Source organism: Clostridium estertheticum (genome assembly GCF_011065935.2).
Taxonomy (GTDB): Bacteria; Bacillota; Clostridia; order Clostridiales; family Clostridiaceae; genus Clostridium_AD; species Clostridium_AD estertheticum_A.
In genome coordinates this window covers 3464140-3488164 of the sequence record NZ_JAAMNH020000001.1, presented here as the reverse complement: position 1 = coordinate 3488164, position 24025 = coordinate 3464140, and the positions used below count along the sequence as shown (strand labels likewise).

The following is a 24025-nucleotide window of genomic DNA, read 5'->3' as shown; positions in this document are numbered from 1 at the left end:
ATATTAAATTAAAGTTAAACCATGGAGGATATATGCAAGGAGTAATCATAAAAGGTATAGGCGGATTATATTTTGTAAAAGTTGAAGATAAAGTTATTGAATGTAAGGCAAGAGGGAAGTTCAGGTATGCTGGACTTTCCCCTGTTATTGGTGACAAAGTTGAAATAATGCTGGAGGTAGACACTAGCAAAGGCGTAATTGAAAAAATCTTTGATAGAGATAATGAGATGATACGCCCAGTGGTTGCTAATGTTACTCAAGCTTTTGTAGTTTTTGCTTTTAAACAACCTGACTTAAATATGGATTTGCTCAATAAATTTCTAGTGCTTTGTGAATTTTATAAGTTAAAGATAGTCCTTTGTTTAAATAAGTTGGATTTAGTTGAAGAAGTTAATGAGGATCTTATAAAAGAATTAAGAAGTGTGGGATGTGATATAGTATTTTTAAAAGCAAAAGAGGGTGAAGGTCTAGTCGAGCTTAAAACAAAAATAAAAAATAATATTAGTGTTTTTTGTGGGCCTTCTGGAGTTGGAAAGTCAACTATACTCAATAATATAGTTGGAAGAGAAGCTATGATAACCGGAGATATAAGCAAGAAATCCCAAAAGGGCAAGCACACTACAAGGCACAGTGAACTTATCGAATATGAAGAAGGATTTTTACTAGATACACCAGGATTTTCCTCTTTAAGTTTAGATTTCATCGACAAAGAACAATTACAACATTGTTTTCCAGAATTTGAAAAGCACAGAGATGGATGTAGATTTTCTAATTGCATGCATTATAAGGAACCTAACTGCAGAGTTAAAGAAGCGGTAGAAGATAATGAAATTTACAGGGATAGGTATAAATTTTATATAAAAACATTAGAAGAAATTATTGCTAGGGGGAATAGAAAATGATAAAAATATCACCATCCATACTGTCAGCGGATTTTTCAAGGCTAGGAGAACATATTAAGCAGTTAGACGCATATGGTGCTGATATGATTCATATTGACGTAATGGATGGTATGTTCGTGCCTAACATTTCTTTTGGTATTCCAATTATTAAGAGTGTACGACAACTAACAAAATTGCCATTTGATGTGCATCTTATGATAGAAGAACCATCTAGATACGTAGAAGCTTTTGCAGGCGCGGGAGCTGACATTATAACTGTTCATTATGAAGCTGATAGGCATATTGATAGAACTATTAATTACATAAAAAGTTTTGGGATTAAAGCAGGAGTTGCATTAAATCCTGCAACACCTGTAGACTGTATTAAACATTTAATAAGTAATCTTGATATGGTACTTATTATGTCCGTAAACCCTGGATTTGGTGGGCAAAAGTATATTAAATACTGCTCAGGTAAAATTAAAGAAGTTAGAGCTCTTGCAGATAAATATAATAAAGACCTGATGATTCAAGTAGATGGTGGCATTGATGGAGTTAATATTTCAGAAGTTGTGAGTAGTGGGGCTAATGTAATTGTAGCTGGGTCCGCTATATTTGCGAATGATGAAATTGAGAAAAACATAAAATCATTAAGAGCCGGTATTTAATATGAAGGTCATAATAATATCCGGGGGGAATCCTCCATCTCTAGAATTTCTCTTGAAGGAAATTACTGAGGATACATTTTTAATTGGAGCAGATAGTGGGGCTAATTGTCTATATGATTATAATATAGAGCCAGATTTATTAGTAGGAGATTTTGACTCCATTGATAAAGTGGCATTTGATTATTTTAAAAAAGGCAAATGTACTATCGATATCTACCCTACAGAAAAAGATTTTACTGATACTGAAATTGCAACACAAAAGGCTATATGCATGAAACCAAATGAAATAGTATTCCTCGGTTGCACCGGAAGTAGAATTGATCATTTACTCGGAAACATTGGAATGCTTAAAATTTGTTTGCAAAACGGCGTTAATGCCTACTTAAAGGATGAGAACAATGTTGTTAGGTTAATTAACACATCAATATCGTTAAAGGGCAGTGTGGGGCAGATATTCTCTGTACAATCTTATGGGGATGAAATAATTGGATTAACCATAGAGGGCGCAAAATATCCACTAAATAATTATAATTTAAAAGTCGGACAGAGTATAACTATTTCAAATGAATTTGCGGTGCCGCAAGTTGAAATTAAATTTAAAGCTGGAACGCTAATGTTAATATTATCATCAGATTAATATCACTATAAAAACTATTTTTTTATTGATAACCTCAATAAAAAAATAGTTTTTTATTTTTGCAACATAAGGGACGGTTAATCATATAATAATATTGGAATACTTTGGGAGGGTAACAACTTATGAAAAAGTATTATAAGAGTTTAGGAAATCAGCTTGGAGTAATCCTTGCGTGTGTAGGTATAGGGATTATATCGGTAGTAATAGTTCCGTTTTGGTGGTGGCTGATTGCTGCGGGAGGAGGAATTGTTTATTGTGGCTTTACTATAATGAATCACAACAATCACTGTTAGTGATATGATGATAGATAGGTGCTATATAGTTCATGATTAGGGGGGGATAGAGATGAATATTGTGGCTATTAAATTACCTAGGTTTATATCTCGAATAATCAAATTTTTCTTTAGAAAATAACATAGAAATGCGCATAATGAGGTTAATATTCTCAATTATAGTAGTTAAAATAAAAAATGCAGCTTTCATAGCTGCATTTTTTATTTCCTAATTATATAGCTCGTTGTACTTTACCTGAACGAAGACATCTAGTACATACATGTATAGATTTAGGCGTTCCGCTAACTATAGCTTTAACTTTTTGGATATTTGGAGCCCATTTCCTTTTTGATTGACGGTGTGAGTGACTATATTGAACACCAGAAATAACACCTTTATCGCATATTTCGCATTTTCTTGACAATGAAAACACCTCCTTAAGACTAATAAGAAAAAAAATCTTCTCAATTGAAACACGCATTATTGTAACATAGATACTACTACTCTTGCAAGTAGAATACAAAATTATTAGTAACTAAAGTAATTAAATAATTAATTTTCTTGAATAAATTAGCTTTATAATATAAAATAATCTATATAGCGTTATAAGGAGGAATTACAATGAAAGGTAACATTACGAACGAGAATGGTATTATATATTATTCAGAGGAGTCGTTAGCTAATATAGTTGGCATTTCTACAATGGAGTGTTATGGAGTTGTGGGCATGGCATTAAAAGATGCTAAGGATGGATTTTGGCAATTAATTAAGAGCGATGGGTTAAATAAAGGCGTTAAAATTCATTCTAAGGAAAATCAGCTATTTATTGAATTGTATATAATAGTTGAATATGGCACGAAAATCTCTGTAATTGCAAATAATATAATTCAAAAAATAAGATATAATGTTGAAAATTATACAGGACTAAAAGTTGCAGCAATAACAGTAAACGTACAAGGTGTAAGGGTTTAAGGGGGTAACAACATTGGAATACTTAAAAATTAACGGACAACATTTCCGTAATATGGTAATTAATGCGTCAAATAGGTTAGAAGATGAAAAAGAATATGTAAACTCACTAAATGTATTTCCAGTTCCAGATGGAGATACAGGTACTAATATGTCAATGACATTTAAGGCTGCAGTGTGTGAAATTGAAAATATGTCAACTACGTCTATTGGTGAGATATCGCAAAAGATAGCTAGAGGCGCGCTGATGGGTGCAAGAGGTAATTCAGGCGTTATACTATCACAAATATTTAGAGGCATTGGAAAAGGCCTAGAAGGTAAGGAGGAAGTTACTTCTGAAGAATTTGCTAAAAGTATTTTAGAAGGTGCAACTTTTGCATATAAGGCTGTTATGAGACCTACTGAAGGAACTATTTTAACTATAATTAAAGCTGCTGGTGAAAGTGCAGTCAATAGCGAAGCAACTAACTTAGTTGCACTTATGGAAGAAGTTTGCAAGCATAGTCAAATTATGCTAGATAAAACTCCAGATATGCTTCCAGCGTTAAAAGAAGCAAAAGTAGTTGATGCAGGTGGCATGGGGCTTCTAATATTGTTTAAAGGAATGTATGAAGCTTTAAAAAACAATATGGAAGCTACTATTAATAAATCAGATAAACAAGTTAGTAAATCAGAAACAATATCATCTGCAGCTGCAGATATGCCAGTAAACATAAAGTATGGTTACTGTACTGAATTATTGGTTATTGTTAAAAGCGTTGATACTAATGAATTAAAAAATTACTTAGAAAAACATGGAGATTCAATGGTTGTAGTGACCCAAGATGAATTTCTTAAAATTCATATACACACCAATGATCCAGGGCTAGTGCTTTCTAAAGCAGTAACACTAGGTGAACTTTCTAAGATAAAAATAGAAAATATGAGAGAGCAACATAGAAATTTATTAGGCATTCAAGAGGAATTATCTGAGGAAGCAACAGAGGGAACGGTAAAAGAAAATACTGCTGAAGAAAAAAAATATGGATTTGTATCCGTTGCACTAGGTGAGGGCATTAAAAATATTTTTCAGGATTTGGGTGTCGACGTTGTAATTGAGGGCGGTCAAACTATGAATCCAAGTACACAAGATATATTAGATAGTATCAATAAAATTAATGCTGAAAATATATTTGTATTACCTAATAATAAAAATATACTTATGGCTGCGCTGCAGGCGGTGGAACTTACAGACAAAAACGTAATAGTTATTCCTTCTAAAACAATACCTCAAGGAATAACTGCCGTAACAATGTTTAATGCAGAAGTCAGTGTAGAAGAAAATGAAAATACATTAAAAGAAGCAATTAAAAATGTTGCAACCGCTTCTGTAACCTATGCAGTTAAAGATACTGAATCTGATGGTAATATAATAAAACAAGGAAATATTCTAGGTTTAGTTGAGAACAAAATTAAAGAAGTTGGAACAGATATTTACAAGGTTTGCTCCGATATTATAGATAGTATGATCACAGAGGATAGTGAGCTTGTTACAATTTTCTATGGTGAGGATTGTATAACAAGTGAAGTAGAAGAATTTATTTCTGATTTAGAGAACAAATATCCGAATATAGACATTCAACATTATAATGGAAAACAGCCACTATATTATTTTATTGCTTCCGTTGAATAAAAGCCCTAGGGCTTTTTTTCTTAGGTGCATTAAAATACATAATAAGTTAAAGATAATTGTGTATATACTTAATACTTTTTAATGTAGCCTAAATTTAGTAATGAAAAATGTATTATTAAAATCATATTTTTGGAGTGGTATTTGTGGATATTTATAGTAATATAAAATATATAAAGGGTGTTGGACCTAAGATGGCAGAAACTTTGAATAAATGTGGGATTTTTAATGTATTAGATTTATTGTTATATTTTCCACGAGATTATGAGAATGTATCTGCTGGCAAAAGCATTCTGGACTCTGCGGACAGTGAAAAAATCATTGTAGAGTGTACTGTTTTAAATATATTAAAAGATCTTAGGTTAAAAAATAATAAAACTCTTTCTACCATAGTTTTTTGCCAAGGTGAAAATAAATTCAAAGGCAAATGGTTTAATCAACCATATGCAAAAAACAGCTTTAAAATTTCAAATAAATATATGATAACAGGTAAAGTAAATACGTTTAAGGGTGAAATCACAATGATGAATCCTAAAATAGTAAAAAACACCTCAATGGACATAGATGACACATTGAATATAAGTGATTCATTAGATAATATTAATTCATTGGATACGAATAGTGCAATGAAAACAAATAAAATTATTGCAACATACCCACTTAAAAACAATATTACAAATAATTTTTTCAATAAAATTATTTCTGACGTGCTGTGCAATGTTGAGATAAGTGAGAATTTGCCTAAATGGATTCTGGAGAAATATGGTTTTTGTTCCTTGGATGAGGCTACCCGAAATATACATAGCCCCAAAAGTTCAGAATTGCTTGATGCAGCAAAGAAAAGACTTAAATTTCAAGAGTTATTTACATATTCATTGAAAATATTAATGTTAAAAGAGTTTATAAAATCTCATAATGATGGTATCCAATTTAAAATAGCTCCAGAACTTACAACTTTGAAGGACTGCCTTCCCTTTAACCTTACTAAAGCACAAAGTAAAGTTGTACGGGAAATTCTAATAGATCAAAAGAAGGATATAGCCATGAATAGGTTACTGCAAGGTGACGTTGGGAGTGGTAAAACAATAGTTGCTATAATTACTATGTTTAATGTGGTGAAAAATGGTTATCAAGCAGTTATGATGGCACCAACTGAAATTTTAGCAAATCAACATTACGAGGAAATTCAAAAGGTATTAAAGGATTTTCCACTAACAATACAGCTATTAACTGGAAGTATATCGCCTAAAAATAAGGAATTAATAAAACAGGAACTAAAGAATGGAACTATTGATATTATTATTGGAACCCATGCACTTATTGAAGAGAATGTAGAGTTTAAAAACTTAGGTATGATTGTTACTGACGAGCAGCATCGATTTGGAGTGTCACAAAGAAATAGGTTATCCAATAAAGGCAAAAATATAGATATTCTTGTAATGACAGCTACTCCTATTCCGAGAACACTATCACTATATTTATATGGTGATTTAGATGTATCAATTATAGATGAATTGCCACCAGGTAGACAGAATATTGATACCTCCTATGAAAGTATGGCTTCTAGTAAACAGGTTTATGAATTTGCACTAAGTGAAATTAATAAGGGAAGACAGGTTTATATAGTTTGCCCCTTAGTAGAAGAAAATGAAGAAATGAAGTTAAGTTCCGTTCAGGTACTTTATGAAAAATTAAAGGGTGAATATTTTAGTTCTATAGAAATAGCAATGGTATATGGTAAAATGCCCAGTAAGCAAAAAAATGAAATCATGGATAGATTTAAATCTGGAGAAATTAAAGCATTGATTTCCACAACAGTAATTGAAGTTGGAGTAAATGTACCAAATGCGACTGTTATGATAATAGAAAACTCGGAAAGATTTGGACTTGCACAACTTCACCAACTTAGAGGAAGAGTAGGAAGAGGAGTACATAAGTCCTATTGTATACTACTAGCCAATATCACAAACAAAATAGTGAAAAAAAGATTAGATATAATGATAAAAAGTAATGATGGTTTTTATATTGCTGAAGAGGATTTGAAAACTCGAGGTGCTGGAGAGTTATTTGGCTTTAAACAGCATGGTGAATCGGGTTTAATTCTAGCAGATGTGATTGAAGACATTAATATTTTAAAACTAGCAAATAATGAAGCAAAACAATTAATACAAAGTGATAATATTGAAGATATAAAGGTGAAAAATGAGATAATAGAAAAAATCCAGCAAAGTTCTAATTATATTTGTTTTAATTAGGGTAAAAATATCTTTGTAAATAATACATATATATGTTAAAATATTATCGAAACTGGCTAGATGGAGGAATAAACATATGAGAATAATTTCTGGAAGTGCAAGAGGAAGAAAGATATTATCCCCTGTTGGGATGGGAACGCGGCCTACATTAGATAGAATAAAAGAAGCTATATTTAATATAATCCAAGACAGAACAAGGAATGCGGTAGTGGTAGATATGTTTTCAGGTACTGGCAGCTTAGGACTAGAGGCAGCAAGTAGGGGGGCTGAAAAATGCTATCTAATTGATATGGGTGATACTACCTTCGAGATGTTAGAGAAGAATGTAGATAATTTAAAGTTTAATGATAAATGCATCTGTTTAAAAGGGGACACATATAAATATATGCAACAATTTGCGCAGGAAAAAATTGTGTTTGATTTAATTTTTATAGACCCCCCATATGCAAAAGATATGATTCCCCCTGCTATTGATATTATTGCAGCAAATAGACTTTTAAGTAATGACGGATTGATTGTTTGTAAAATAGATTCTTCAGAAGAAGTATATGATGGGAACTCTATTATTCATCTTTCTGATTTGAGAAAATATGGGAATACAACTGTATTGTTTTACAAATACAAGGTGGCTAGTAGTTAAAAGTTATTAGCATACCAGAGGAATACATGGAGGAATAACATGAAAAAAGCAATTTGCCCTGGAAGTTTTGATCCGATAACTAACGGACATTTAGACATTATTGAGAGGGCTGCTAGAGTTTTTGATGAATTAATTGTAGGAGTACTTGTTAACCCTGAAAAAGTGAATCTTTTTTCTGTAGATGAGAGAGTAGAACAAATAAAGAAATTAGTGAAGGATTTACCTAACGTTCGGGTTAAGAAGTTTAGTGGCTTACTTGTTGACCTAATGAATAAAGAAGAAGCGGGAGTTATTGTGAAAGGACTTAGGGCTTTTTCGGATTTTGAATATGAGTTTCAAATGGCATCAATGAATAATAAATTGGATCCAACTAAGGAAACTATGTTTATGATGACAAAGGCAGAGTATTGCTATCTAAGTTCTTCCTCAGTTAAGCAGGTTGCAATGTTTGGAGGATGTATTAAAGGATTAGTACCTGACCAGATTATTCCAGATATTATGAAGAAAATTAATTCTAAATAGGGGGAAAAATATGGATGTTATAAAACTTTTAGAGTATCTTCAAGAAATTATTGAGAGTTCATCTAAAATACCTGTTACAGGTAAGTCTGTAATAAACAAAAAAGAAATATTGGATATAATTGATCAAATTGTAAATCACTTGCCAGATGAGTTTAAAAAGTCACAGTGGATCTGCGACGAAAAAGAGCGAATTCTTGTTGATGCAAAAAAACAAGCTAAAATTTTCGAGGAAGAGACCATTGACAAAATAAGAAGAAGAGTTGAAAAGCAAGACTTAGTTAAAGAAGCACAAACAAGAGCAGAAGAAATCATAGCTGCAGCCCAAAGAGATGCTAAAATTATGAGGCTAGGGGCTAAAGACTATGCTGATGAAATATTATCTCAATTAGATAAAGAGATTGATTTAAAAGGGCAACAAATGCTTCATAAAATCAAATCAGATGTTCAAACGTTTTTAATATCTCTTCAAGAAGAAGTTACTGATACCACAACTTCAATAAGAGAAAATGTTAAAGAATTAAGAAGTATGAAATAGTTTAATTATGTTTACAAGTAGTAATGGAATAAACAAAATTAATAAGATTAAAAAGTATAAATTACTACCGCTATATAAATTCATATTATTAAAGGTAAAAACAGATGAGGTCTGAAGAAAAGCAAAATATAGAATTATTGTAAAAATTGAAGAAATTATGCCTTGAATAAATTTTCTAGCAATGTATTTTGTCATTGATACATCGTGTTTATAGGTATAGCTATAAACTTGAGAAATGATAGATAAACCACTAAAAGCAATTAAAAAACTTAATATTGGAAGTTTTACATATAAATTTGAATTACTAGAAGCTACTAAATAGCATCCATTAGTTACCTCGAGTAACCCTAATAATAAACCTTCTGTAAAATTCGAAGAAAGACCAATTATTAAAGAAAACTTATTAAGGACAATGTGAAATAGCACATTGTCTTTAATTATTCCGGTAATTACAGAGAAGACTACTATAAAACCACCTATATTTAAGGAATTTTTTAGGGCATCTTCAATACTGTTTTTAAATATTATACCAATATTCATAGTGGTGACTGCCCTTTTAGGGGAATCACCATTTTTATTTTTAATTTTATAAAGAGAATTTTTTGAGGGAATAATAAAGCCCATAAACATGCAGGATAGAAGATTAGAAATTAATAATATATAACCAATTTTAGCACTTAACATCATGGATGCTCCTACTGAACCTATAATAAAAAGAGGGCTAGAATTAGTAGCTATATTTAGTAATCTTTCACAGGTATTTAAATCAATTAAATCTTTTTCGTATAAATCACAAGTGTAGCGTGCGCCTAAGGGATAACCGCATAATACACTAATTAACAGTGCAAAGTTACATTCTTTGGTTAGTTTTAAAGGTCTACTAATTATATTGCCTAATAGTTTAGAATAAATATGAATGCCATCGTAGCTTATTATAATATTTATTATAACTAAAAATGGGAAAAGAGAAGGAAAAACAGCGTTGAAAAACAATTTAGCACCAGATATAGTGTACTTTATACAAATATTTGGTGCTAATATTATTTGAAGAATAACAAGTGAACAAATTATTGTTATTAAAATATTTATATTCAAGGTTTTAAATAGTTTAAACAATATGAATATTATGAGAAGTAATATTATAACTAATAGTAACTTCAATTTCAAACCCCTTTTAAAGTATTTCTGTATTAAATATATTTAAAATTTAATAAACTTATGTATTAAGTGAACAATATAAAATAAAATAAATGCTACTAGCAATTTATGATAGTAGCATTTATTTTTTAATCTACAATTATAGGGGAAATTAAATAATCACTATTAGGACTTATGGAGCTATTTAATATGCTGTAAGCTCTTGTAGACTGAATATCTAATTGCAAGGTAGCATTTTGATCTTTGGGGATTTTAGTATAAAGTGGAATGCTACTATTCGATTTTATAGATTTTAGAATTGATTTTCCATTTGAATTAAATCCTAAAACACGAGCATAAGGGCAAGGCAGTGATCTTAAATTTTGGGAATCGAAGCTATCAAAACCTATAAAATATTGACATAATATCCTGCTAATTCGGGTATAGGTGTACCGTTTGCTTTTTATATTTTCTAAAGTACTAGAATAGCTTAAATTATTTTGTAAAGATTTAATAATCTTATTATCGAGACCCTCTGATACATCTGGTAAGTTTACTAATGAATTTCTTGATGTAGCTGATTTATGTTTTATATACGGAAACATGGAATCCTCAAAGGGAAATTCATAATTTTTTGAGTATAAATTTAGCATTTCAGCTAATACTGAATTTGGAACATGACCCTCTAGTGCTGATAGTGAACCGTTTTCTTTAATGAACCTTCTTATAGCTGTGGCACTCGAAAATTCATTATGTAGCATATTGCTGTTATAGGCCGCACCTTCTCTTTTTAGTGTATAGGGTGTAATTGAACTATTTAACTTTATTAAGCTTTTACAATACTCAATACCTAGTATATTATTAGGAGATTTGAGAAAATCATCTAATAATAAGTTTGATATGTGATTTTTTGAATTTATTAAATAATCATAAAGTGCATTAGCTCGGGCTTTTGGGTAAACAATACCTTTGGATAAATAAGTTTTTAATAATGATTTAAATTCAATAGGCTCTTTAAGCAGTATATTGGAAATATCGCATATGTCCTTTATATCCCCTTGCTCGCTACCAAAACAAATATTATCAACTATGCCTAAGCTATTTAGGAGACTTACAGAGCCATAGGAAAAAAAATCTGCTGAAGAAATACTGTAAATAGCTGGTAGCTCTATTACTAAATCTACTCCATTGTTTAAAGCCATTTTAGTCTTTGTCCATTTATCTATAATAGATGGAATTCCACGTTGAGCAAAATTCCCGCTCATAACACAAATTAATGCATCGCAATTTGTTAGTTCTTTGGTTTTATTAATATGATACACGTGACCGTTATGCAGTGGATTATATTCAACAATTATACCTGAAATATTCATTTAAACACCTCGTGAAAACTTTTATTTAGTTATTTAGGTATAGTATATAATAAAAAATAAATTATTAAAAGCATATATATTCACAGGTAAAATAAAAAGCCGGAAAATTATGAATATATAAAATACAATATATGTAGCGAAATTTAATATTTTAGGTTGAAATGTATACCGCAAAAGTAGTATATTATTAGTGTATATAAGTTGATAATAACTGAGAGGAGAAATAAGAATGGCGTTTATAGAGAAAATATGTAAAATGGCAAAAGCAGATGTGAAAATAATAGCACTTCCAGAAGGTGAGGAAGAAAGAACTATTAGGGCTAGTGAAATCATTAAAAATAATTCAATAGCTGAGGTAATATTAATAGGTGATTCAACTGTAATTAAAGCAAAAGCAACTCAGTTTGGAGTCAACCTTTCCGGGATTGAGATTATAGATCCAAAAACTTCTAAAAAAACTGAGGGCTATTCAAAGGCATTTTATGAATTAAGAAAAAATAAAGGAATGACACTGGAAAAAGCGGCAGAGACATTGCAAGATCCTATGTATTTTGGAACCATGATGGTTAAAATGAATGATGCAGATGGCTTAGTATCAGGAGCAGTACATACTACAGGAGATTTACTTAGACCTGGAATGCAAATTATTAAAACTGCACCAGGAATTAAGGTTGTTTCAAGTTTCTTTATAATGGAATTGCCAACCAATGAATATGGTGAAGATGGTCTGCTTTTATTTGCGGATTGTGCTGTTAATCCAAATCCTAATGCAGAGGAATTAGCGTCAATTGCTATAAGTACTGCAGATAATGCGAAATGTCTATGTAATTTTGAGCCTAAGGTTGCAATGTTATCTTTTTCAACTATGGGGAGTGCGAAGCATGAATTAGTTGATAAAGTTGCAAAAGCTACTGAAATTGCAAAAAATGCTAGACCAGATTTACAAATTGATGGAGAGCTTCAACTAGATGCAGCTATATCTCCTAGTGTAGCAAAACAAAAGGCACCAAATAGTACTGTAGCTGGAAATGCCAATGTATTAGTATTCCCAGATTTACAATCTGGAAATATTGGGTACAAATTAGTACAAAGATTTGCGGGTGCAGAAGCTATAGGACCAGTTTGTCAAGGGTTTGCTAAACCAATAAATGATTTATCAAGAGGTTGCAGTGTGCAAGATATAGTTAATGTTGTTGCAGTAACTGCAGTTCAAGCTCAAATTCAAAAATAATTTAATATATAATAAATATTAAAATCACATACGGCTTGGGAGGCTAATTTAATGAAAATATTAGTTATAAACTGCGGAAGTTCATCATTAAAGTATCAATTAATAAACATGGAAAACGAAGAATGCTTGGCCCTTGGTTTGGTAGAAAGAATAGGAATAGAAGGATCAAAATTAACTCAAAAGGCGAGTGGCGTGAAATATATTCTTGAAGAACCAATGAAAGACCACACAGATGCTATTAGATTAGTGCTTGGAGCTCTAATAGAGGGGGAACATGGTGTTATCGCAGAGTTATCTGAAATAGGCGCGGTAGGGCATAGAATCGTTCATGGTGGAGAAAAATATGCTCATTCTGTTATAATTACAGATGAAGTAATGAGGAACCTTCAAGAATGTGCAAAACTTGCACCACTTCACAACCCAGCTAATATAATTGGAATAAATGCTTGTAGCGCATTAATGCCAAAGACACCTATGGTAGCTGTATTTGATACTGCCTTCCATCAAACCATGCCAGAAGTTGCATATATATACCCACTTCCATATGAACTTTATACTCAGTATGCAGTTAGAAAATATGGATTCCACGGAACATCTCACAACTATGTTTCAGCAAAAGCTGCAAAAATGATGGGTAAAGACATAAAAGATCTAAAATTAATCACTTGTCACCTAGGAAATGGAGCAAGCGTTTGTGCTATAAAAAATGGTAAATCTGTAGATACAAGTATGGGATTCACACCACTTGAAGGAATAGCTATGGGAACTAGATGTGGAAATATAGATCCAGCTATAATAACTTATATAATGCAGGAATTGAAATTAACAATTGATGAAACAAATGATTTGATGAACAAAAAATCAGGGGTTCTGGGAATTTCTGGTGTTAGTAGTGACTTTAGAGACATAGAAACAGCTGCTTGGAAAGAGGGAAATCATAGAGCGCAGTTGGCACTTGATATATTTACCTATAAAGTTAAACAGTATATAGGTTCTTATGCTGCAACAATGGGTGGAGTAGATGCAATTATATTCACAGCTGGACTTGGTGAAAACTCTCCAGAAACAAGAGAAGACGTATGTAATGGACTAGAATTTTTGGGAGCAATTTTAGATAAATCAAAAAACAAGGTTCGTGGAAAAGCTGTAGAATTAAATACAGAAGATTCTAAGACTAAAATATTTGTTATACCAACAAATGAAGAATTAGTAATTGCAAGAGACACTGAAGCTTTAATAAAATAGTGACTTTAATAAAATTATTGTTAATTTCTATGATAAATAAATCTTGACTTTTTACTGCATTGTTTATATAATAGTCTGTGTTTGATGTAAGTAAAAAACTATTTAGTTAGGAGGGACGCAGAAGCTTTGCTCGAGCTGTATATTTATTATACAATGTATAAAGATTTCCTTTATATGAGAATAAACTAAATGGCATTTAGTTTTTCAGAGTGGATAGTATGGTAATAGATGTTTCAGAATTATTTAGTAATAAAAACACAAGGAAAAAAATTCAATTAGATTTAGAAAAAGATAAGTTTTTCTATGATAATGAATTTGTACAATTTTCTAAACCAGTTAAGTTAGATTTGATTTTAAAACCTATAGGTGATGAAATTGATTTATCTGGAAGTATTGAGACAGAACTATTGCTTGCTTGTTCTAGGTGTCTTGAGACCTTTTCACATTCAATACATATTGAATTAAATGAAAAACTGTCGAAAACTCTAAAGAGTGAAGATGAGGATATTATTTTTATTAATAATGATAGATTAGATTTAGATGAAATCGTGGAAAATAATATCATTTCTATGTTACCTATAAAAAAACTTTGTAGTAAAGATTGTAAAGGATTATGCCATCAGTGCGGAATTAATTTAAATCATAGTACATGCAAATGTGCAAATGAGGATGTTGATCCAAGGTTGGCAAAATTAAAAGAATTGTTTTTAACTGATTAAGGAGGTGTTACAATGGGAAATCCAGCTAGAAAATTTTCTAAAGGTAGAAGAGATTCTCGAAGAGCGCAAACATTTAAACTTGGTTTACCAGGAATAGTTGAGTGTCCTCAGTGCCACGATATGAAACTTGCTCACAGAGTATGTAAAAACTGTGGTTATTACAAAAATAGAGAAGTTATTGTTATGGAACCAAAATAAAAAGAAAGTCGAAAGACTTTTTTTTTATTATTTAAATATAATTATGGTAAATAAAATATAATTATATTTTATTCTAGTATTAAAAATACTAGAAATATTTGTGCTTTATAGTATATAATATATATAAATATTTATTTGTATTTATATATATTATATTTATTTATAAGGCAAATTCAAAGTGAGGGTTTAAAATGGTAGTTGTTGTAGATGGAATGGGTGGAGATTTTTCTCCAAGTGCCGTGGTTGAAGGTTGCATTGCGGCAATAAAAGAGTATGATATAGATATCTTAATAACTGGTGCTGAGGATTTAATTTGCGAAGAACTATTGAAATATACCTATGATTCTAATAGAATAAAAATTATTGATGCAAAGGAAGTTATTAGTACAAGTGAACATCCAGTAATGGCAATTAAGCGCAAAAAGGATTCTAGCCTCGTAAAAGCCTTGAATCTTGTAAAAAGTGGCGATGCAGATGCTATTATTTCAGCTGGAAGTACTGGTGCTTTTTTAGCTGGTTGTACGCTTATAGTAGGAAGAATAAAAGGCATAGATAGACCGGCGCTTGCACCTATAATGCCGGGAAAAAGTGGTCCTTTTATGATAATTGATTGTGGAGCCAATGCAGAATGTAAGCCTCATTATTTAGTTCAATTTGGACTTATGGGGAAAACATATTTTGAAAATATTCTAAAAATAGCTAATCCATCTGTGGGCCTTGTAAATATAGGTACAGAAGAGGAGAAGGGTAACGAACTTTCTAAATCAGCTCATAAACTACTTAAAGAGGCAAATTTAAATTTTGTAGGTAATGTGGAAGCAAGAGAAATACCGACTGGAGACATTAATATTTTGGTGTGTGATGGATTTGTAGGAAATGTAATATTAAAATTATATGAAGGTGCAGTTGCTAATATATTTGATATATTAAAAACTGGCATAATGAGTTCTTTTAGAACCAAGCTTGGAGGCTTGCTATTAAAACCTGTGTTTAAAAAGTTTAAACTGGATTTTGACTATAAAGAATATGGTGGGGCTGCCTTTCTGGGTGTAAATGGGATTTGTATAAAAGCTCATGGAAGTTCAGACGCCAAAGCATTTAAAAATGCAATAAAACAGGCTACAATATTTTATGATAATAATGTGGTAGAAAAATTAAAATTGGAAATTGAAAAATCCTCTGAGCAAGAAAAGAATGTAAGTAGTAATTTGTAATAGCTATTTAAAAAAAGTTAAGGAGGTGAAAATATTATGTTTGAAAAAATTAGAGCTACTATAGCATCACAGTTAAGTATAGATGAAGAAGAAATAAAAATGGAATCATCTTTTATGAATAATTTAGGCGCTGACTCTCTTGATATTGTTGAATTAATTATGGCATTGGAAGAAGAATACGATATAGAGATTCCTGATGAAGATGTTGAGAAAATTGCCACTGTCGGCGATGTAGTAGAATATATTAAAGCCCACACTGAAGAATAATATAAGGCTCCGCAGTATTGCGGGCCTTTAGCTTTTTCAAACTTATTTTTGAATTTATTATAAAAATCAAGTCTAGTTATTATATTAGGTGTGATGGAGTAAATTGAATAATAAACTTGATATATAGGGCTAAGGTGAATGTAAACAAAAGATATTTAAATAAACTTCCTAAAAGGAGCAATGATTTATGAAGTGCGATATAAAATTACAGAACCTTGAGAATGAACTGGAATTAAATTTTAGTGATAAGGAGTTATTAAAAACTGCAATAACCCATAGTTCCTTTGCAAATCAGAAAAAAAAGGTTGAATTTAATGAAAGACTTGAGTTCTTAGGGGATTCGGTGTTACAACTTGTAATATCCGAATATTTATACATTAATTTTACTGAAAAGTATGAAGGCTATTTAACTAAAATTAGATCTCTAATTGTTTGTGAAAATTCACTGTGCGATATTGCAAACGCCTGGAAACTCGGAATGTACATGAACATGAGCAAAGGCGAAGAAATTACTGGCGGTAGAAATAGAGTTTCAATATTGGCAGATTGTGTTGAAGCTGTCATTGCCGCTATATATTTAGACACCGGAATAGAGTATTCAAAGTCCTTTATACTTAAGAACTTTAAATCAACTATTGATAAAGCGATTAGTAATGAGATAGTTTTGGACTATAAGACTAAGCTTCAGGAAATATTACAGCAAAATGGAGAAGTGCATATTTGCTATGAACTTGTAAAATTTGAAGGACCACCACATAAAAGGAAATTTTTTGTTAATGTATCAATAAATGGAACTGTAAGTGGTTCAGGTCAAGGACTTAGTAAAAAAGAGGCAGAGCAAAATGCAGCCAAAGAAGTTATTGCAAGTCAGGAGGATATGCATGAGTAATTTGCATTACATAATTCCGATTTTTGTACCACATGAAGGTTGTCCACATGATTGTGTGTTTTGCAATCAAAATAGCATAACAGGCACAAAAGTAAAAGTTGACGCAGCATATGTGGATAGAACAGTAAATGAATACTTAAGAACAATAAACAATGATGATGCTATTATTGAGGTATCATTCTTTGGAGGAACTTTTACAGCTATAAAAACAGAAAAGCAGGTAGAGCTTTTAACTGTTGCAAAGAAGTTTAAAGATAGTAATAAAATAAAATTTATAAGATTGTCTACAAGACCGGATTATATCGATGATAGTATATTGCAAAATCTTAAAAAATACACTGTAGATATTATAGAACTAGGAGTCCAGTCCTTAGACGGGGAAGTACTATTGAAATCAGGCAGAGGGCATACTGCGGAAGATGTGGAGCGCGCATCGAAACTTATAAAGCAATATGGGTTTATCTTGGGGCATCAAATTATGATAGGGCTACCAGGAGATAATATAAACAAAGACATAGATACAGCGAAAGGAGTTATTGCTCTTAAACCAGATATTTGTAGAATATATCCTGCTCTTGTAATTAAAGATACACCAATGGAAAAAATGTATAAAAATCAAACATTTAAACCTTATTCACTAAGTGAAGCAATAAATATAAGTAAAATAATTTATCTTATGATGATGTCAAACAAAATAAATGTTATTAGAATAGGATTACAACCCACTGAGGAAATTTCTGAGGGGAATGATTTGGTTTCCGGGCCATTTCATCCAGCATTTAGAGAACTCGTTGAAGGTAGTATATATAATGACATACTACATGATGTCATCAGCAGTAATATTAAAAATGATAATACTGTTAATACAGTTTCAGTTAAAATAAATCCAAAAGATATTTCAAAACTTTATGCTAATGGCAAAAGCTTTTTTTATGACATAAAGAAACAAATAGGTACAAATTTAATAGAGGTATTTCAAGATATTACCATAGAACGTGGAAATATTAGTGTATATATTGGAGAAAAATGTATTAATATTAGTATATCTGAATATGCACACTCGAAATATAAAGAAGGATTTTAATTTATTGTATAGAATATAGTTTCTATAGTATTTGTAATAAGGAATTCAGTAGGGGGTAATATATATGGAAGTATTAAAAGTATCAGCAAATTCACAACCTAAATCAGTAGCAGGAGCATTAGCGGCAGCACTAAGGGGGAATTCAATTGCTGAATTACAAGCTGTAGGTGCAGGAGCAGTTAATCAAGCAGTAAAAGCTATTGCCATTACTAGGGGGTTTGTTGCACCCAATGGTATTGACTTAGTAGTAATTCCTGCTTTTGTAGAAATAACAATAGATGGAGAAAAAAGAACAGCAATAAAATTTATAGTTGAACCAAGATAAAAAAACCGTGCATGCACGGTTTTCTTAATTTATTCTTAGTCTAACAATTGATATTTTCATGTAAATGCTATAAACTATATAATAGAATTAATTTATAAATTAGATATATAAGTTCTAACATTTAGCACAGTAAAGAAAGTTTATATTACGCTTAATTAATTTGTAGTAATATATATTTTTCTTTTTTTATATTAAAGAAAAGCATAAAATCAAAATATGAGGTGAATTATGAAAAAGAAAAAAAGAGAAAAATATACAAAGGTAATGATTTATGGATTGATTATAATTTTTACATTAAGTTTTGTATTACCCATGTTATTTAGGTAAAATAGGAGAGTGTTATCATGTTTTTAAAATCTATTGAAATACGAGGATTTAAATCCTTTGCAGATAAAACAGAGTTAACATTTAAAAAGGGCATTACAGCGGTAGTAGGACCTAATGGTAGTGGTAAAAGCAATATTTCTGATGCTGTTAGATGGGTTCTTGGAGAACAAAGTGTAAGAAATCTAAGAGGAGATAAGATGGAGGACGTTATATTTGCGGGCACACAGTTTAGGAAACCCGTTGGTCTTGCGCAGGTTGCTTTGACACTAGATAATAGTGATTGCGAATTAGATATTGATTATTCTAATGTGACCATATCCAGAAGATTATATAGGTCAGGAGAAAGTGAATATTTAATAAACAATACATCTTGTAGATTAAAAGATGTTCAACAGCTTTTTATGGATACAGGCATAGGAAAAGAAGGATACTCAATTATTGGTCAAGGTAAAATTGATGCTATTTTAAGTGGAAAAACTGAAGAAAGAAGAAAGTTGTTTGAAGAGGCTGCTGGGATTGTAAAATTTAAAAGCAGAAAAGAAGAAGCAGAAAAGAGATTGGACATCACTCAGCAGAATCTTATTAGAATAGAAGATATTTTAAGTACTTATGAAGAAAGATTAGAACCATTAATGATTGAGAGTGAAAAGGCTAAGAAATTTCTGAAATTTTTTGAAGAGTTAAAAAGCAAAGAGGTTAGCCTAATTATTGATGCTATAAATAAAGTGGAAGAAAAAATTAAAAACACTCAAGGTGAATGTTCTAGATTAAAGTTAGAAGTTATAAATATTACAGAAGAAAAAAACCAATTAAAGAAGGATGTTGAATACTGGAACGGTGAGCTTGAAAAATTTGAAATTAAGAATCAGGAAGAAAAGCAATTATATTATAACAATAAATTAATTTATCAGAATAGTATCTCTGAAATAAATATTTTAAAGGAAAGAATAGAAAATTTAGTAAAGCTTATAGATAAAACATCAAAGGACAGCGATGGCATTCATGAAAAATTATCGGATTTTAAAGTTAATTTACATGGACTGGAGAATTCTTTAAGTAATATAAAAAATACTCAAATAGAAATAGAAGAAAAAATTCAGACTGAGGAAATGAAAATTAAAGTTATTCAAGAAAATATAGCAGTTGAAAGTGCGCAGGCGCAATCTCTTAAGGATGAAGAGCAAAACAATACTTCTAAAACTATTTTACTTACCAATAGATTATTAATTTTAAATAATAATATAGAGGTTGCTAAAAGAAGAGTAGAACTTTTGAAAAATAATATTGAAAACTTTAATAATTCAATAAAAAGCAATGTAAATATAAAAATAATGTTTCAAAGTAAAATGGAAGAATTTAAAGAGAAAATATTCCATTATGAAAATCAGCTTTCGGAAAATAAGCGAGAGATTACTAAACTTCAAAACATGCTAAACAATGATGAAATAACAATGAAAAATTATAATTTTAAAATAAACAAAACTGAAGCTAATTTTAATGTATTGACAACTTTAGAAAAAAAACATGAAGGTTATAATAAATCAGTAAAAAATTTAATGCAACATATTAATGAAGGCAAGGTAGGTAACATTCATGAGTGTTTTGTACTGGGCGAAGTTATAAAAGTAGAAAAAGAATTGGAAGTAGCAATAGAAATTGCTTTAGGCGGTTCAATATCACACATGATAACTAAAGATGAAACTGTGGCAAAACTGTTAATTAGTTATTTGAAATCAAATAATCTTGGACGTGCAACCTTTTTGCCGTTGAATATAATTAAAGGTAAAATGCTCACAATTGATAATGAAACTAAAAATAGTCCAGGCTATGTTGGAATTGCAAACCAGCTAGTAGGCTTTGACGAAAAGTTTAGTGAAGTTATTTCTTTTATACTTGGCAGAACAATTATATGTAAAGATATGGACTCAGCCCTATACATATCTAAAAGGAATAATTTTAGATATAAAATTGTTACATTATCAGGAGAAGTGATAAATCTGGGTGGATCATTAACTGGTGGGAGTGTATATTCAAAAACCTCAAGTATAATTGGGCGAAAAAGGGAGATAGAAGAACTGGCTAAAGATTTAAATACCTTAAAAAGTGAATCGATTATTTATTTAGAGAAAATAAAACAAAGTAAATCTGAAATTTTAAGGTTAGAAAAAGAAAATATAAACTTAAAGGACGAGGCTCATTTTGAGAATATTGAAAAGACAAAAATGGAAGCTAAAATAAATACATTAGAAGATGAAACAAATAGACTGAAAAATAATATAATGACTTTAGATACTGAAAAATTGTCAGAAGAGAGTAAATTAAAAATTGATAATAGTGAAGTAGATGAGAAGAATGTATCTGTTTGTGAATTGGCACGTGTAAAAGATGAAATACAACAAAACCAAAGTAATGTGGGACTTACATTAAAAGATAAATTGCAAGAAATTGAGAATATTAAAGCATCAATTATTGATGCAAAGATAAAAAAAGCTGGAATTGACGAAACCATACGCAATAAGGTTTCTGAAATTAAAAGGCTAAACGAAGAAATTTTAGTATATAATAATAAAATAATTGTTTGCTCCAAGGAAATACAAGAAGCAATGATAAATAAGAAAACAAGCGCAGATTCAATTCAAAATAGTGAAGAAAAAGCCAATGAAATACTGACCACATTAGAAAATATGGAAAAAAACTTTGAAGCCAGTGAAATTCAAAGGATTAAAATCAAAGATAAAATAAAAATAAACGTGGAACAGTTAGAAAATGTTTCCCAAATCCTAGAAAAAAGCGAAAAAGATTTGTATAAATGTGAGCTAATTCTTGAAAAAGTAGGAATGGAAAAGGATAATTATTACCAGAAATTGAATGAAGACTTTGAATTAACCTATGCAGAAGCGTTAGAATTTAAATATGAAATTGACGACATTGATAAGCTTAAAAAGGAAATTTTAGCATTAAAAGGAAACATATCAAAACTTGGTAAAGTTAATGTAGGTGCAATTGAAGAGTATAAAGAAGTAAAAGAGAAATTTACTTTTATGGATGTCCAAAAACAAGACTTAATATTAGCTAAAGATGAATTATTAACTGTAATCTGTGAAATGACTAAAAAAATGAAGGAAATATTTTCAGAAAACTTTGAGATACTAAGGCAAAATTTCCATGAAACCTTCATGGAATTGTTTAAGGGTGGCAGTGCGGATTTAATACTTACAGAGGGCGATGAACTTACAGCTAAAATTGATATTAACGTACAACCACCAGGGAAAAAACTTCAAAACATAAGTTTAATGTCTGGTGGAGAAAAAGTTTTATCAGCAATTGCATTATTATTTGCAATTTTAAAAATGAAACCAACACCTTTTTGTATTTTAGATGAAATTGAGGCAGCTCTGGACGATGCAAACGTAGTTAGATATGCTGAATTCTTAACGAAATTCTCTGATAATGTTCAGTTCATTATAATAACTCACAGAAAAGGAACTATGGAAGCTAGTGATGTATTATATGGCGTTACCATGGAAGAAAAAGGAGTATCGAAAATAGTATCTGTAGATTTTAATAAGTAAAAAAATTAGTGATAGTAACGATAAGGCCTAAAAGGAGGATTAAAAATGCTGCGAGGATTTTTTGATAAGCTAAAAGATGGACTAACTAAAACTAGAAATAGCATAACAGAAAAAGTTAGTGAAGTATTAAACTTAGCCATTAGAATTGATGATGAATTATATGAGGAACTAGAAGAGATATTAATAACAGCAGATATAGGTGTAGAGACTTCTATTTATGTCATTGACGAACTTAAAAAGAAGGTAAAAGAAAATAAAATAAAAGATCCAACAGAAATTAAACCCTGTTTAAAAGAAGTTTTAATTGAGATATTAGGTGAAAGTGAAAATTCAATAAATACTAGAAATCTACCAAAAGTCCTTTTGATAATTGGTGTTAACGGAGTTGGAAAAACTACTTCCATTGGTAAAATCGCGACAATGCTCAAAGCTGAGAAATATAAAGTTCTCATTGCTGCAGCAGATACATTTAGAGCAGCGGCAATTGAACAGTTAGAGATTTGGAGCAATAGAGCAGGTGTGGAACTCATTAAGCATCAAGAGGGCTCTGATCCAGCTGCTGTAGTTTTTGATGCTGTTCAAGCAGCCAAAGCAAGAAAGGTTGATGTGCTAATTTGTGATACTGCAGGTAGACTTCATAATAAAAAAAATCTTATGGATGAACTTTCAAAAATAAATAGGGTGATTAAAAGGGAGTTTATTGAGGCTAATATGGAAACTTTATTAGTGCTTGATGCGACTACTGGGCAAAACGGTGTTGAACAAGCTAAGCAATTTATGGCAATATGTCCTATAGATGGCATAATATTAACTAAATTAGATGGTACTGCAAAAGGTGGGGTTGTAATATCGATAAAAAAACAACTAAATATTCCTGTAAAATATATAGGAGTTGGTGAAGGTATAGATGATTTACAAGAGTTTAATTCAAGAGATTTTGTAGAGGCACTATTTTAATTTTCTAAAAATATTGCGCTGTTAAGTAAAACTACTTGACACAGTATTCAAATTCTGATATTATATGATTTGTGAGCAGGGTGATTAAATGGAAAAAAGATTTGAAATTTCCCTATTATTTGATTTTTATGGTGAATTGCTTACTGAAAAGCAAAAGGATATAATGGATTTGTATTTTAATAATGATTTGTCACTATCAGAAATAGCAGAAATAAATAATACTAGCAGGCAAGCTACCCATGATACAATTAAAACATGTGAAAAGATGCTTTTAGTATATGAAGAAAAATTGAAATTATTAAATAAAGATCACAAACTGAAAGAAACATTAACAAACATTATATCAGAATTAGATAATTTGCAAATTGATATAAAAGATGAAAAAATGAATCAACTTATATATGATATAAAAGCCCGGATCAGTGAAAATATTTAGGA

General features: G+C 30.5%; 25 protein-coding genes. 22 read left to right on the top strand and 3 right to left on the bottom strand.

Going from position 1 to position 24025, the window contains the following annotated elements; genetic code table 11:
* The first annotated feature begins 32 nt into the window (after window positions 1–32).
* From rsgA to G9F72_RS16580, 4 genes are all read left to right on the top strand, one after another.
* Window positions 33–902: a ribosome small subunit-dependent GTPase A gene (gene rsgA / locus G9F72_RS16595; RefSeq protein ID WP_164955748.1), complete on the top strand. Its 870-nt coding sequence runs from the start codon at window positions 33–35 to the stop codon at window positions 900–902.
* Window positions 899–1549 (top strand): ribulose-phosphate 3-epimerase, encoded by a 651-nt coding sequence (gene rpe, locus G9F72_RS16590; RefSeq protein WP_164955747.1) that lies wholly within the window; start codon window positions 899–901, stop codon window positions 1547–1549. Before rsgA ends, rpe begins: the two co-directional genes overlap by 4 nt.
* A 1-nt stretch (window position 1550) precedes the next feature.
* A complete protein-coding gene (locus tag G9F72_RS16585; protein WP_164955746.1) occupies window positions 1551–2186 on the top strand; it encodes a thiamine diphosphokinase in 636 nt (211 codons plus the stop codon).
* 122 nt (window positions 2187–2308) lie between these two features.
* Window positions 2309–2479: a hypothetical protein gene (locus G9F72_RS16580; RefSeq protein WP_164955745.1), complete on the top strand. Its 171-nt coding sequence runs from the start codon at window positions 2309–2311 to the stop codon at window positions 2477–2479.
* 212 nt (window positions 2480–2691) lie between these two features.
* On the opposite strand, the gene rpmB is transcribed toward G9F72_RS16580, so the two are convergent.
* Window positions 2692–2883, bottom strand: a complete 192-nt coding sequence (gene rpmB / locus G9F72_RS16575; RefSeq protein WP_164955744.1) for a 50S ribosomal protein L28 — start codon at window positions 2881–2883, stop codon at window positions 2692–2694.
* 197 nt (window positions 2884–3080) lie between these two features.
* Between rpmB and G9F72_RS16570 the strand changes: the two genes are divergently transcribed.
* The 6 genes from G9F72_RS16570 to G9F72_RS16545 all read left to right on the top strand — a co-directional run bounded on the left by G9F72_RS16570 (window position 3081) and on the right by G9F72_RS16545 (window position 9049).
* Window positions 3081–3431 carry an Asp23/Gls24 family envelope stress response protein gene (locus G9F72_RS16570; RefSeq protein ID WP_164955743.1) on the top strand — a complete coding sequence of 117 codons (351 nt, stop codon included), beginning with the start codon at window positions 3081–3083 and terminating at the stop codon, window positions 3429–3431.
* A 13-nt stretch (window positions 3432–3444) separates the two neighbouring features.
* Window positions 3445–5100, top strand: a complete 1656-nt coding sequence (locus tag G9F72_RS16565) for a DAK2 domain-containing protein (RefSeq protein ID WP_164955742.1) — start codon at window positions 3445–3447, stop codon at window positions 5098–5100.
* A gap of 143 nt (window positions 5101–5243) precedes the next feature.
* Window positions 5244–7352 carry an ATP-dependent DNA helicase RecG gene (gene recG / locus G9F72_RS16560; RefSeq protein WP_164955741.1) on the top strand — a complete coding sequence of 703 codons (2109 nt, stop codon included), beginning with the start codon at window positions 5244–5246 and terminating at the stop codon, window positions 7350–7352.
* A gap of 76 nt (window positions 7353–7428) precedes the next feature.
* A complete protein-coding gene (gene rsmD / locus G9F72_RS16555; protein WP_164955740.1) occupies window positions 7429–7992 on the top strand; it encodes a 16S rRNA (guanine(966)-N(2))-methyltransferase RsmD in 564 nt (187 codons plus the stop codon).
* Between the two features lie 39 nt (window positions 7993–8031).
* On the top strand, window positions 8032–8514 hold the full coding sequence (coaD, locus tag G9F72_RS16550; RefSeq protein WP_164955739.1) for a pantetheine-phosphate adenylyltransferase: 483 nt from the start codon (window positions 8032–8034) through the stop codon (window positions 8512–8514).
* Between the two features lie 10 nt (window positions 8515–8524).
* On the top strand, window positions 8525–9049 hold the full coding sequence (locus G9F72_RS16545; RefSeq protein ID WP_164955738.1) for an ATPase: 525 nt from the start codon (window positions 8525–8527) through the stop codon (window positions 9047–9049).
* Here G9F72_RS16545 and ylbJ read toward each other — a convergent pair.
* Window positions 9032–10210: a sporulation integral membrane protein YlbJ gene (ylbJ, locus tag G9F72_RS16540; protein ID WP_164955737.1), complete on the bottom strand. Its 1179-nt coding sequence runs from the start codon at window positions 10208–10210 to the stop codon at window positions 9032–9034. The genes G9F72_RS16545 and ylbJ overlap by 18 nt on opposite strands.
* A gap of 125 nt (window positions 10211–10335) precedes the next feature.
* Window positions 10336–11559, bottom strand: a complete 1224-nt coding sequence (locus tag G9F72_RS16535; RefSeq protein WP_164955736.1) for a nucleotidyltransferase — start codon at window positions 11557–11559, stop codon at window positions 10336–10338.
* A gap of 229 nt (window positions 11560–11788) precedes the next feature.
* Here G9F72_RS16535 and pta point away from each other — a divergent pair, with 229 nt between their 5' ends.
* The 12 genes from pta to G9F72_RS16475 all read left to right on the top strand — a co-directional run bounded on the left by pta (window position 11789) and on the right by G9F72_RS16475 (window position 24023).
* The gene (gene pta, locus G9F72_RS16530; protein ID WP_164955735.1) at window positions 11789–12790 is read left to right on the top strand and encodes a phosphate acetyltransferase; all 1002 of its coding nucleotides are present in this window, start codon (window positions 11789–11791) and stop codon (window positions 12788–12790) included.
* A gap of 51 nt (window positions 12791–12841) precedes the next feature.
* On the top strand, window positions 12842–14035 hold the full coding sequence (locus G9F72_RS16525) for an acetate/propionate family kinase (protein WP_164955734.1): 1194 nt from the start codon (window positions 12842–12844) through the stop codon (window positions 14033–14035).
* A gap of 218 nt (window positions 14036–14253) precedes the next feature.
* Window positions 14254–14754, top strand: a complete 501-nt coding sequence (locus G9F72_RS16520; RefSeq protein ID WP_164955733.1) for a YceD family protein — start codon at window positions 14254–14256, stop codon at window positions 14752–14754.
* A 12-nt stretch (window positions 14755–14766) separates the two neighbouring features.
* Window positions 14767–14952 carry a 50S ribosomal protein L32 gene (gene rpmF, locus G9F72_RS16515; protein WP_164955732.1) on the top strand — a complete coding sequence of 62 codons (186 nt, stop codon included), beginning with the start codon at window positions 14767–14769 and terminating at the stop codon, window positions 14950–14952.
* Window positions 14953–15143: 191 nt separating this feature from the next.
* The gene (plsX, locus tag G9F72_RS16510) at window positions 15144–16166 is read left to right on the top strand and encodes a phosphate acyltransferase PlsX (RefSeq protein ID WP_164955731.1); all 1023 of its coding nucleotides are present in this window, start codon (window positions 15144–15146) and stop codon (window positions 16164–16166) included.
* A 33-nt stretch (window positions 16167–16199) separates the two neighbouring features.
* On the top strand, window positions 16200–16433 hold the full coding sequence (acpP, locus tag G9F72_RS16505) for an acyl carrier protein (protein ID WP_318010983.1): 234 nt from the start codon (window positions 16200–16202) through the stop codon (window positions 16431–16433).
* Window positions 16434–16620: 187 nt separating this feature from the next.
* A complete protein-coding gene (rnc, locus tag G9F72_RS16500) occupies window positions 16621–17322 on the top strand; it encodes a ribonuclease III (protein WP_164955729.1) in 702 nt (233 codons plus the stop codon).
* On the top strand, window positions 17315–18406 hold the full coding sequence (locus G9F72_RS16495) for an elongator complex protein 3 (RefSeq protein ID WP_164955728.1): 1092 nt from the start codon (window positions 17315–17317) through the stop codon (window positions 18404–18406). Before rnc ends, G9F72_RS16495 begins: the two co-directional genes overlap by 8 nt.
* A 64-nt stretch (window positions 18407–18470) precedes the next feature.
* On the top strand, window positions 18471–18731 hold the full coding sequence (locus G9F72_RS16490) for a stage V sporulation protein S (protein WP_164955727.1): 261 nt from the start codon (window positions 18471–18473) through the stop codon (window positions 18729–18731).
* Between the two features lie 344 nt (window positions 18732–19075).
* Window positions 19076–22630, top strand: coding sequence for a chromosome segregation protein SMC (smc, locus tag G9F72_RS16485; protein WP_164955726.1), 3555 nt, complete (start codon window positions 19076–19078; stop codon window positions 22628–22630).
* A gap of 45 nt (window positions 22631–22675) precedes the next feature.
* Window positions 22676–23587: a signal recognition particle-docking protein FtsY gene (gene ftsY, locus G9F72_RS16480; RefSeq protein ID WP_164955725.1), complete on the top strand. Its 912-nt coding sequence runs from the start codon at window positions 22676–22678 to the stop codon at window positions 23585–23587.
* Between the two features lie 88 nt (window positions 23588–23675).
* Window positions 23676–24023 (top strand): putative DNA-binding protein, encoded by a 348-nt coding sequence (locus tag G9F72_RS16475; protein WP_164955724.1) that lies wholly within the window; start codon window positions 23676–23678, stop codon window positions 24021–24023.
* Window positions 24024–24025: the final 2 nt, after the last annotated feature.

Coding starts and splice junctions, on each gene's coding strand:
- rsgA (WP_164955748.1), top strand. CDS start 33: ATGCAAGGAGTAATCATAAAAGGTATAGGCGGATTATATTTTGTAAAA.
- rpe (WP_164955747.1), top strand. CDS start 899: ATGATAAAAATATCACCATCCATACTGTCAGCGGATTTTTCAAGGCTA.
- G9F72_RS16585 (WP_164955746.1), top strand. CDS start 1,551: ATGAAGGTCATAATAATATCCGGGGGGAATCCTCCATCTCTAGAATTT.
- G9F72_RS16580 (WP_164955745.1), top strand. CDS start 2,309: ATGAAAAAGTATTATAAGAGTTTAGGAAATCAGCTTGGAGTAATCCTT.
- G9F72_RS16570 (WP_164955743.1), top strand. CDS start 3,081: ATGAAAGGTAACATTACGAACGAGAATGGTATTATATATTATTCAGAG.
- rsmD (WP_164955740.1), top strand. CDS start 7,429: ATGAGAATAATTTCTGGAAGTGCAAGAGGAAGAAAGATATTATCCCCT.
- coaD (WP_164955739.1), top strand. CDS start 8,032: ATGAAAAAAGCAATTTGCCCTGGAAGTTTTGATCCGATAACTAACGGA.
- G9F72_RS16545 (WP_164955738.1), top strand. CDS start 8,525: ATGGATGTTATAAAACTTTTAGAGTATCTTCAAGAAATTATTGAGAGT.
- G9F72_RS16535 (WP_164955736.1), bottom strand. CDS start 11,559: ATGAATATTTCAGGTATAATTGTTGAATATAATCCACTGCATAACGGT.
- pta (WP_164955735.1), top strand. CDS start 11,789: ATGGCGTTTATAGAGAAAATATGTAAAATGGCAAAAGCAGATGTGAAA.
- G9F72_RS16525 (WP_164955734.1), top strand. CDS start 12,842: ATGAAAATATTAGTTATAAACTGCGGAAGTTCATCATTAAAGTATCAA.
- G9F72_RS16520 (WP_164955733.1), top strand. CDS start 14,254: ATGGTAATAGATGTTTCAGAATTATTTAGTAATAAAAACACAAGGAAA.
- rpmF (WP_164955732.1), top strand. CDS start 14,767: ATGGGAAATCCAGCTAGAAAATTTTCTAAAGGTAGAAGAGATTCTCGA.
- plsX (WP_164955731.1), top strand. CDS start 15,144: ATGGTAGTTGTTGTAGATGGAATGGGTGGAGATTTTTCTCCAAGTGCC.
- rnc (WP_164955729.1), top strand. CDS start 16,621: ATGAAGTGCGATATAAAATTACAGAACCTTGAGAATGAACTGGAATTA.
- G9F72_RS16495 (WP_164955728.1), top strand. CDS start 17,315: ATGAGTAATTTGCATTACATAATTCCGATTTTTGTACCACATGAAGGT.
- G9F72_RS16490 (WP_164955727.1), top strand. CDS start 18,471: ATGGAAGTATTAAAAGTATCAGCAAATTCACAACCTAAATCAGTAGCA.
- smc (WP_164955726.1), top strand. CDS start 19,076: ATGTTTTTAAAATCTATTGAAATACGAGGATTTAAATCCTTTGCAGAT.
- ftsY (WP_164955725.1), top strand. CDS start 22,676: ATGCTGCGAGGATTTTTTGATAAGCTAAAAGATGGACTAACTAAAACT.
- G9F72_RS16475 (WP_164955724.1), top strand. CDS start 23,676: ATGGAAAAAAGATTTGAAATTTCCCTATTATTTGATTTTTATGGTGAA.